At 75.1% G+C, this 8,666-nt stretch carries 9 protein-coding genes; 4 read left to right on the forward strand and 5 right to left on the reverse strand.

Going from position 1 to position 8,666, the window contains the following annotated elements; genetic code table 11:
- Nucleotides 1-232: FAD-dependent oxidoreductase (locus ABD317_RS29595; RefSeq protein WP_344293716.1), on the reverse strand; the 232-nt coding region annotated here is incomplete at its 3' end.
- A gap of 192 nt (nt 233-424) precedes the next feature.
- Here ABD317_RS29595 and ABD317_RS29600 point away from each other — a divergent pair.
- Nucleotides 425-1,831, forward strand: coding sequence for an FAD-dependent oxidoreductase (locus tag ABD317_RS29600; RefSeq protein ID WP_344293718.1), 1,407 nt, complete (start codon nt 425-427; stop codon nt 1,829-1,831).
- Between the two features lie 45 nt (nt 1,832-1,876).
- Here ABD317_RS29600 and ABD317_RS29605 read toward each other — a convergent pair whose 3' ends face one another.
- Entirely contained in the window at nt 1,877-2,725 is an 849-nt protein-coding gene (locus ABD317_RS29605) for an aminoacyl-tRNA hydrolase (RefSeq protein ID WP_425582465.1), read from the reverse strand.
- A gap of 5 nt (nt 2,726-2,730) precedes the next feature.
- Between ABD317_RS29605 and ABD317_RS29610 the strand changes: the two genes are divergently transcribed.
- A complete protein-coding gene (locus ABD317_RS29610; RefSeq protein ID WP_027755644.1) occupies nt 2,731-3,408 on the forward strand; it encodes an AIM24 family protein in 678 nt (225 codons plus the stop codon).
- A 24-nt stretch (nt 3,409-3,432) separates the two neighbouring features.
- Here the strand turns inward: ABD317_RS29610 and ABD317_RS29615 are convergent, their stop codons facing one another.
- The 3 genes from ABD317_RS29615 to zapE form a co-directional block, all read right to left on the reverse strand.
- Nucleotides 3,433-4,380 carry a polysaccharide deacetylase family protein gene (locus ABD317_RS29615; protein WP_344293723.1) on the reverse strand — a complete coding sequence of 316 codons (948 nt, stop codon included), beginning with the start codon at nt 4,378-4,380 and terminating at the stop codon, nt 3,433-3,435.
- A gap of 145 nt (nt 4,381-4,525) precedes the next feature.
- Nucleotides 4,526-5,893 carry an alkaline phosphatase PhoX gene (locus ABD317_RS29620; protein WP_344293725.1) on the reverse strand — a complete coding sequence of 456 codons (1,368 nt, stop codon included), beginning with the start codon at nt 5,891-5,893 and terminating at the stop codon, nt 4,526-4,528.
- Nucleotides 5,894-5,995: 102 nt separating this feature from the next.
- Nucleotides 5,996-7,168 carry a cell division protein ZapE gene (zapE, locus tag ABD317_RS29625; RefSeq protein ID WP_344293727.1) on the reverse strand — a complete coding sequence of 391 codons (1,173 nt, stop codon included), beginning with the start codon at nt 7,166-7,168 and terminating at the stop codon, nt 5,996-5,998.
- Nucleotides 7,169-7,233: 65 nt separating this feature from the next.
- Here zapE and ABD317_RS29630 point away from each other — a divergent pair, with 65 nt between their 5' ends.
- Nucleotides 7,234-8,001 (forward strand): dihydrofolate reductase family protein, encoded by a 768-nt coding sequence (locus ABD317_RS29630; protein WP_344293729.1) that lies wholly within the window; start codon nt 7,234-7,236, stop codon nt 7,999-8,001.
- A 106-nt stretch (nt 8,002-8,107) separates the two neighbouring features.
- Entirely contained in the window at nt 8,108-8,575 is a 468-nt protein-coding gene (locus tag ABD317_RS29635; protein WP_344293731.1) for an indole-3-glycerol phosphate synthase, read from the forward strand.
- Nucleotides 8,576-8,666: the final 91 nt, after the last annotated feature.

An 8,666-nucleotide genomic window follows, 5' to 3' on the forward strand; every position in this document is an offset into this window, starting at 1 on the left:
CGACCGCCTCGGGGCGGCGGGCGAGCAGCGCCTCCGCGCCGAGGTCAGCGGGCACGCCGGCGTCCTCGCTGGCGTACAGCTTGCCGCCGAGCCGGGTGCCGGCCTCCAGCAGCGTGACCCGGGCGCCCCGGGCGAGCAGCCGGTGCGCGGCGGCGAGTCCGGCGATGCCGCCGCCGATGACGACGACCCCGGGGGCGGGATCCGCGAGGTCCGCGGGCGGTGCGCTGCTCATGGGGCCACTGTCTCAGATCCCGCCGACAAGCCCCCGTTCGGATCCCGCCGGCAGCCCCCCGCGGGCGGCCGGGAAGGCGCGCTGCTCGTCCCCCCGTCCGCCCGGTCCGTTTCCCGGGCGCCCGGCACCCCACGGCACCGAACCGGAGTAACCAGACGTAGCGTGTCCCTCACGGCGACGAAAGGGAGCGTCATGGGGGCCAAGCAGCGGATGGTGGTCATCGGCGGCGACGCGGCGGGCATGTCCGCCGCGTCGCGCGCGCGCCGGATGCGGGCGCCGGACGAGCTGGAGATCACCGCGTTCGAGCGCGGCCGGTTCACGTCGTACTCCGCCTGCGGGATTCCGTACTGGGTCGGCGGCGAGGTCGACGAGCGCGACCAGCTCATCGCGCGCACCCCGGAGGAGCACCGGCGGCGCGGCATCGACCTGCGGATGCGCACCGAGGTCACCGAGATCGACCTCGACCGGCAGTGCGTACGCACCCGGGACCTCGACGACGAGGACGGTGCGCAGGAGCGCTGGCACGGCTTCGACCACCTGGTGATCGCCACCGGCGCCCGCCCGCTGCGTCCGCCGCTGCCCGGCATCGACGCCCCGGGCGTGCACGGCGTGCAGAGCCTCGACGACGGCCAGGAGCTGCTGGACCGGCTGGAGGAGCGGCGGGTGCGGCACGCGGTCGTGGTCGGCGCCGGGTACATCGGGGTGGAGATGGCCGAGGCGTTCTGCCACCGGGGCATCCACGTCACCGTGCTGGAACGCGCCGAGCAGCCCATGAACACCCTCGACCCCGACATGGGCGCGCTGGTGCACGAGGCGATGAACGGCAACGGCATCGAGACCGTCACGGGCGCCGAGGTCACCGAAGTCCTCACCGGCACGGACGGTGCGGTGCGCGGCGTGGCGACCGCGAAGGGCGAGTACCCGGCGGACGTCGTGGTGCTCGGCCTCGGCGTCCGCCCGGAGACCGGGCTCGCGCGGGACGCGGGGCTGCCGCTGGGCGAGTCCGGCGGGCTGCTGACCGACCTGGCGATGCGGGTGCGGGGGCAGGAGAACGTGTGGGCGGGCGGCGACTGCGTCGAGGTGCTCGACCTGGTGTCGGGTCGCGAGCGGTACATCCCGCTGGGCACGCACGCCAACAAGCACGGGCAGGTCATCGGGCGCAACGTCGGCGGCGGCTTCGCCACGTTCCCGGGCGTGGTCGGCACGGCCGTCAGCAGGGTGTGCGATCTGGAGATCGCCCGTACGGGTCTGCTGGAGGCGCAGGCGCGCGAGGTGGGGTTGCAGTACGTGGCGGTGACCATCCGGTCGACCAGCCGCGCGGGCTACTACCCGCGGGCCGCGCCGATGCACGTGAAGATGCTCGCGGAGCGCCGTACGGGGCGGCTGCTCGGCGTGCAGATCGTCGGCCGCGAGGGCGCGGGCAAGCGGGTGGACATCGCGGCGGTGGCGCTGACGGCGGGCATGACGGTGGAGCAGATAACGGCCCTGGACCTCGGGTACGCGCCGCCGTTCTCGCCGGTGTGGGACCCGGTGCTGGTCGCGGCACGGAAGGCGGCGGGGGCGGTCGCGGAGGACGCGCGGGAGGCCGACGGCGGCTGACGCGCGGCTGAGGCGGCTGACCGGCGGGTGACCGCGGCCGGCGGGTCAGGCGCGGTGCAGCGCCGGGTGGTCGGCGACGACCGTGCAGCTGCCGGCGGCGATCTCCGTGTACCCGGCGTCCCGAACCACCGGCAGCCCGCTCGCGGTCAGCTCCGCCCAGTGCGCCGGCCCGGGGGTGCGTACGGCGAGGGGGAAACCGGCGGCGCGCCAGGCCGCGCGGTCGTCGTCGGACAGCTCCCACCAGGCGAGTTGGGCGCCGTGGCCGGCCTGGGCCATCGCCTTGCCCGCGGTCATGCCGAGGTCCGGCGCCAGCCAGAGCACCGGGACCCCGGGCGGGGCCGGGGGAGGGGGCGCGGGGTCGGCCAGGTCGGTGCCGGAGACCTGCAGCCGGGCGAGGTCTTGGGGCCACCCGTCCAGCGGTACGGGCGGGAAGACGCGCACCGCGGCGGCGCCCGGGACGTCTGGGGCCGCGCCGGCCTCCCCGGGTGTGCCGGCCTCCCCGACCGGGCGACCCGCCGCCTCCGCCGCCTCCGACGTCACCGTGATCCCCGGCAGCGCCTCCGCCCGGCGCCACTCCGCGCCCCGCGCGCGCCGCACCACCTTGCGGATCCGGGCGTCCTGCCAGTCCCGTACCGCCCGGGCCCACGGGCCGTCGCCGGCGGCGCGCTCGTCCGCCAGCAGGAGCAGCACCGCGCGCGCCGCCGTCTGGAGCGCGTCGGTACGCGCGGGCGGGCTGCCGCGTTCGATGCGGACGACGAGGGGGAGGACGAACTGCGGCAGCTCGTCGCGGCTCACCGCCTCGTGCTGGAAGGGGCTGGTGTCGGTGCCGGTCACACGATCAAGTGTGCCAGGGGCGCCGCTCGCTTGGCGGAGGGAGGGATTCCGGCAGATCATGCCGTATGCGCAGTGATTTGTTCGCGAAGGAAAACATGGCCGAGCCCGCGACGCAGGCCGGCATGACTCTGCAGAACTCCAAATCGATCAAGTACGCCGTCAACGGCGAGTGTCTGGCCCGGCAGGGCGCGATGGTGGCCTACCGCGGCAATCTGCAGTTCGAGAAGAAGGGCCAGGGGGCGGGGCAGTTCCTCAAGCGCGCGGTCACGGGCGAGGGGCTGGCGCTCATGTCGGTGAAGGGGCAGGGCGAGTGCTGGTTCGCGCTCAGCGCGGCCAACTGCTTCATCCTCGACTTCGACCAGCCGAGCGACACCCTCACCCTCAACGGGCGCAACGTGTTGTGCTTCGACTCGACGCTGTCCTACGACATCAAGGTGGTCAAGGGCGCCGGGATGGCGGGCGGCGGGCTGTTCAACAGCGTGTTCACCGGCCAGGGCCGGCTGGGCGTGGTCTGCGACGGCACCCCGATCGTGATCCCCGTCTCGCCCGGCTACCCGGTCTTCGTCGACACGGACGCCGTCGTCGGCTGGAGCACGCAGCTGCAGACGGGGCTGCACCGCTCGCAGAGCTTCGGGTCCATGATCCGCGGCGGCTCCGGCGAGGTCATGCAGCTGCGGCTGGACGGCGAGGGGTTCGTGGTGGTGCGGCCGAGCGAGACCGGTGCGGGGGCGCCCACCGGGTGACCCCGGGCAGCGGCGGCGGGTGCGTCAGCCCGCCGCCATCAGCTCCGAGACCCTGGCGAACCCGTAGCCGCGGCGGCGCAGCTCCGGCACGATCTCGCGTACGGCCTGCTCGGTGACCGGCGCCGCGCTGCGCGTGACGTGCAGGACGACCACCGACCCCGGCCGCACCCGCGTCAGCACCTCCTCCGCCACCGCGTGCGGGTCGGTGGCGAAGGCGTCGCCGCTGGAGACGTCCCACTGCACGGCGGTCACGCCGGTCGGCGCGAGGGCGCGCAGCGCGGCGTCGTCGTAGCAGCCGCCGGGGAAGCGGAAGTACGGGACGGGCTCGGGCACGCCCGCGCGGCGCAGCGCGGCGAAGGTGCGCTCCACCTCGGCGCGCATGGTCCCGGGGGCCACCTCGGGCAGCCCGTAGCAGGGGACGGCGAAGGCGTGGTGGCTGTAGGAGTGGTTGGCCACCTCGAACAGGGGGTCGCGGCCGACGGCGCGGGCCTGGCCGGGGTAGCGGGCGGCCCAGGTGCCGGTCATGAAGACGGTGGCGGGCACCTTCAGCTCCCGCAGCGCGGCGATGAGCCCGGGGTTGTCGAACCGCTCGCCGGCGTCGGCGCGGTCGTGCTGGTCGGCCATCATGTCGGCGTCGAAGGTGAGCGCGACGCGCTTGCCGCCCGCGGCGCGGCGGACGCCGTGGTGCCACACCGGCGCGAGCCCGGCGCGGACGCGGGCCCCGCGCGGCGCCTTGCCTCCCCCACCGGCTACGCCCTTACTGGCGGGGGTACCCCCATTGCCGTGCGCCCGTCCCTCGGTCTCGCCGCGCGCCGTTCCGTACGCCGCCGGGTGGTCGCCGTGCTTCCGGGCGCCGTGCTCCCCGGCGGGCGGCGGGGCGGGTGCGGGGGACTCGGCGCACGCCGCGAGGAGGAGGGCGAGCAGCGCGGCGAGGGCCGCGCGGGCACGATGCGGGCGCCGGAAGCGGATCATGCGGGGAGCGTAAGAGCGCTCCCGGGGGGCGCGCGCGCCGGAGCGAGCGCCCGGGTGAACGGGGTACGGCGCCGGTCCACGGCCCGGGCCGCGGACCGGTCCTGATCCGGTCCGCGGCCCGGGCGCCGCACCGTACGGGCCGGGGCTACCGCCAGCGGCCGGTGATGGCGAAGGTCGTGCCGGGCGCGTAGCAGTTCACGTACATCGTCCGGCCGCTCGGCGAGAACGTGACGCCGGCGAACTCGCCGTACGCCGGTTCCTCCGCGCTGCCGGTGTTCTGCCGGTTGCGCGCCACCGGGAAGACCTCGCCGCGCCGCGAGACGCCGTAGACGAACTGCTCGCCGCCGCCGTCCTCGCACAGGAACAGGCCGCCGGAGGGCGACAGGGCGATGTTGTCCGGGTACTCGCCGGGGGTGTCCACGCCGTGGTCGGGGCCGAAGCGGATGACAAGCTTCAGCTCGTTGGTCCGCGGGGTGTAGCGCCACACCTGGCCGAAGTGGTCGCCGCCGGAGCCCTGGTCGCTCCTGGCGTAGCTGGAGACGAAGTACACCGACCGCCCGCCCCAGTAGCAGCCCTCCAGCTTCTGCGCGTGCGTCATCGGGCGCCCGAAGTCCTGGTGGCGGATCGGGGTCCCGGCGGCCAGCGGGTCGGGCACCTCGATCCACTCGACGTCGTCGAACGTGGCGCCGATCTCCTCGACCACCGACAGGTCGGGCACGTCCGGCACCCGCATGGCCTGCAGTTCGCCGCCGGCCCGCAGGGAGCCGGGGCCGCCCTTGGGCTTCTCCGGCAGGAAGCGGTAGAAGAGCCCGAACGGGTGCTCGAAGGCGTCCTCGGTCTCGTACACCACGCCGTTGGCCGGGTCGAAGGCGACGGCCTCGTGCTGGAAGCGGCCCATCGCGGTGAGCGGGACGGCGCCGCTGGCGTGCGGGTCGGCGGGGTCGACCTCGAAGATGAAGCCGTGGTCCTTGGTGTACCCGTTGGTGCCGGCCTTGTCCTCGGTCTCCTCGCAGGTCAGCCAGGTGTCCCAGAGGCTGGGGCCGCCGGCGCAGTTGACCGCGGTGCCGGCGATGCCGACGCGCTCGCTCTTCGGCTCGCCGTCCCCGCCGACCTCCAGCACGGTGCAGCCGCCCATGCCCATCGGGTCGTAGGTGAGGCCGTCGACGGCCGGGACCCGGTACGCGGCGTTGGGGCGGTTCTCGTGGTTGCGTACGAGCTGTACCCCCGAACGGCCGCGGCAGGCGCGGAAGGCGGCCATGCCGTCGTGGTTGCTGGGCACCGCGCCCTCACCGGAGAGCAGTTGGTCGCCCTCGCGGGAGAGCACCCGGTAACGGAAGCCCTCGGGGAGGTCCAGCAGGCCGTCGGGGTCGGGGACGAGCGGGCCGTAGCCGGCGTGGTGCGGGGCGTGCGCGGCGGCGGTGCCGGCGTACAGCTCGGAGACGGTGCCGGTGAAGGCGATACCGGCGCCCAGCGCACCGGTGCGGGCGAGGACCTGACGTCGTGTTGCAGACATGCGGAAGACCAACTCCCTGCTGGCGGACAGGAAAACGGTGACCCGATCGTGTGTACCACCCGGTGAACCGAAAGTGAACCAGGTGAGAGGGTGTGTGCAGGTCTAGTCCTCTGGCCCCGCCGGCCCCGCCGCGCCGCCGTCGGCCCCTCCGGTGGCGGCGTGCGCGTCGCGCGCCAGGGCGGTCAGCCGGGATATCGCGCGGAAGTACTTCTTGCGGTAGCCGCCGGCGAGCATCTCCGGGCCGAACAGCCGGTCGAACGGCACGCCGGAGGCGAGCACGGGTATCTCCCGGTCGTACAGCCGGTCCGCGAGCACGACCAGCCGCAGCGCCGTCGCCTCGTCGGCCACCGGCCGCACGCCGGTCAGGCACACGATCCGTACGCCGTCGGTCAGCGCGCCGTACCGGCTGGGGTGGACGCGCGCGAGGTGGCCCAGGAGGTCGGGGAGGGCGTCGAGGGTGGCGCCCGGGACGGTGCGGGCGGCGCGGGCGACGGTCTCGTCGGCCAGTGGGGTGGGGGCATCGGGGAGGCCGCGGTGGCGGTAGTCGTCGCCGTCGATGCGCAGCGGGCGGAAGCGGGCGGCCAGGCCCTGTATCTCGCGCAGGAAGTCGGCCGCGGCGAACCGGCCCTCGCCCAGCTTGCCGGGCAGCGTGTTGGAGGTGGCGGCCAGCGCGACGCCGGACTCCACGAGCTTGCCGAGGAGGGAGGAGACCAGCACGGTGTCGCCGGGGTCGTCCAGCTCGAACTCGTCGATGCACAGCAGCCGGTGGCTGCCCAGGGTGCGTACCGTCTGCTGGAAGCCCAGCGCCCCCACCAGGTGCGTCAGCTCGACGAAGGTGCAGAAGCCCTTGCGCTCGGGAACGGCCTCGGTGGCGTGCCAGAGCGAGGCCAGCAGGTGGGTCTTGCCGACGCCGAAGCCGCCGTCCAGATACACCCCGCGCGGCCCGGCCGGCTCCTTCGGCGCCCGCCGCCACCACGGCCGCCGGCCTCCCCCGCCGGCTACGCCCTCACTGGCGGGGGTACCCCCACTGACGGCCGTGGCGCCGCCGCCGAGCCCGGCGGCGAAGGCGGTGAGGGCGCGTACGGCCTCGGCCTGGCTGGGGCGGGCCGGGTCCGGGACGTAGGTCGCAAAGCGCACCGCGTCGAAGCGCGGCGGCGGCACCAGCTCGGCGACCAGCCGCTCGGCGGGGACGTGCGGCTCGCGGCCGGTGAGCGCGCCGGGGGATATGCCGGCGCCCGGCGTGCCGGCGGCGGAGGCGGAGGTCGAAGGGGGCACGTTCTCACTGTACGGTCGCCGCCTCGGCGAGCCGCACACCAGTGCCCCATGCCACACTGCCGCTTATGCGCCGCCTGCTGCCCGTGCCCGCCGACCCGTCCGCGCTCGCCGACCGTGAGTGGTCCCTGGACGAGCTGGCGGACGCCTACGCCTATCCCGAGGGGGGCGGTGTCTGGCTGCGGGCCAACATGGTCAGCACCGTCGACGGCGCCGCGGCCTTCGGCGGGCGCTCCCAGCCGCTGTCGTGCGACGCCGACATGCGCGTCTTCGGAGTGCTGCGCGGGCTGGCGGACGTGGTGATCGTGGGTGCAGAAACGGTACGCCTTGAGGGGTACCGCCCGGCCCGCGCCCGGGCGGCCTTCGCCGCCCGCCGGGCCGCGGCGGGCCAGCCCCCCGCCCCGCCCGTCGCGGTGCTCTCCGCCTCCCTCGACCTCGACTTCTCGCTGCCGCTGTTCTCCGCACCGGCCGTCCCGACGCTGCTGCTGACGGGCGCGGAGGCGCCCGCGGAGCGGCTGGCCGCGGCCCGCGCGGCGGGCGCGGAGGTCGTGGTCGCGGGGGAGGGCCGGGGCGCCGACCCGGCGGCGGCGCTCGGCGCGCTGGCGGAGCGCGGGCTCCGGCGGCTGCTGACCGAGGGCGGGCCCGCCGTGCTGGGGGCGTTCGCCGGGGCGGGGGTACTCGACGAACTGTGCCTGACCCTGGCGCCCCGTGCGGCGCTGGGAGACGCGCCGCGGATCATGCACGGCGCCGCCCCGCCGGCGGAGCCGCTCGGCCTCGCCCTGTACTCGGTCATGGAGGAGGCCGGCTTTCTGTTCGCGCGTTACCGTCGGTTCTGACAATCTGCGGAATATCACGTTCCGCTTAGCCGCGCTGGGGCAGACTGAATCGGCAGGATCGTTTCTGGCGTGGTCTTTGTGCCTGTGCGGAAGAAGGGCGTCCATCGTGTTCACCACCGTCCTGATGATCGAGAAACCGCTCGCGCCCGTGGATGTGGAGATGGTCACCACCCTCCACGGCGAGGAGCGCGTCAGCTTCGTCGTGCTCCTGCAACCCCGCGGCGACCAGGGAGTGCTGCTGCGTGCCCTCGACGACGTGGCGCTCGGCGAGCTGGAGGACGCGGTCCGCGAGTCGGACGAGCCGGAGGGGCACGAGGCGCTGCCCACAGCCCGCATGTCGCTGGAGCACTCCCTGAAGGCGCTGCGCGAGCAGGGCGCCGAGGCGGTCGGGGAGATCGTCGACCGGCACCCGCTGGAACTGCTGCAGTCCGTCGTGGAGCAGACCCGGGCCGACGAGGTGATCGTGCTCACCGCGCCGCACCTGGTGGAGGAGTTCTTCCACCGCGACTGGGCCTCCCGGGCCCGGCACAAGGTCGGCGTGCCGGTGCTGAAGCTCTTCGCGCACGACGGCTGACCCCGCCCCGCGCCGCCCCGGGCCCGGGGCGCGCCGGCGCCGGGCCGCCGGGTCGCCGAACGGCCGGGGCGGGGGCGGGGCCGGCGGCGGG

The sequence above is a fragment of the Streptomyces synnematoformans genome, from assembly GCF_039531005.1.
Classification (GTDB): domain Bacteria; phylum Actinomycetota; class Actinomycetes; order Streptomycetales; family Streptomycetaceae; genus Streptomyces; species Streptomyces synnematoformans.

Coding starts and splice junctions, on each gene's coding strand:
- ABD317_RS29600 (WP_344293718.1), top strand. CDS start 425: ATGGGGGCCAAGCAGCGGATGGTGGTCATCGGCGGCGACGCGGCGGGC.
- ABD317_RS29605 (WP_425582465.1), bottom strand. CDS start 2,725: ATGATCTGCCGGAATCCCTCCCTCCGCCAAGCGAGCGGCGCCCCTGGC.
- ABD317_RS29610 (WP_027755644.1), top strand. CDS start 2,731: ATGCGCAGTGATTTGTTCGCGAAGGAAAACATGGCCGAGCCCGCGACG.
- ABD317_RS29615 (WP_344293723.1), bottom strand. CDS start 4,380: ATGATCCGCTTCCGGCGCCCGCATCGTGCCCGCGCGGCCCTCGCCGCG.
- ABD317_RS29620 (WP_344293725.1), bottom strand. CDS start 5,893: ATGTCTGCAACACGACGTCAGGTCCTCGCCCGCACCGGTGCGCTGGGC.
- ABD317_RS29630 (WP_344293729.1), top strand. CDS start 7,234: ATGCGCCGCCTGCTGCCCGTGCCCGCCGACCCGTCCGCGCTCGCCGAC.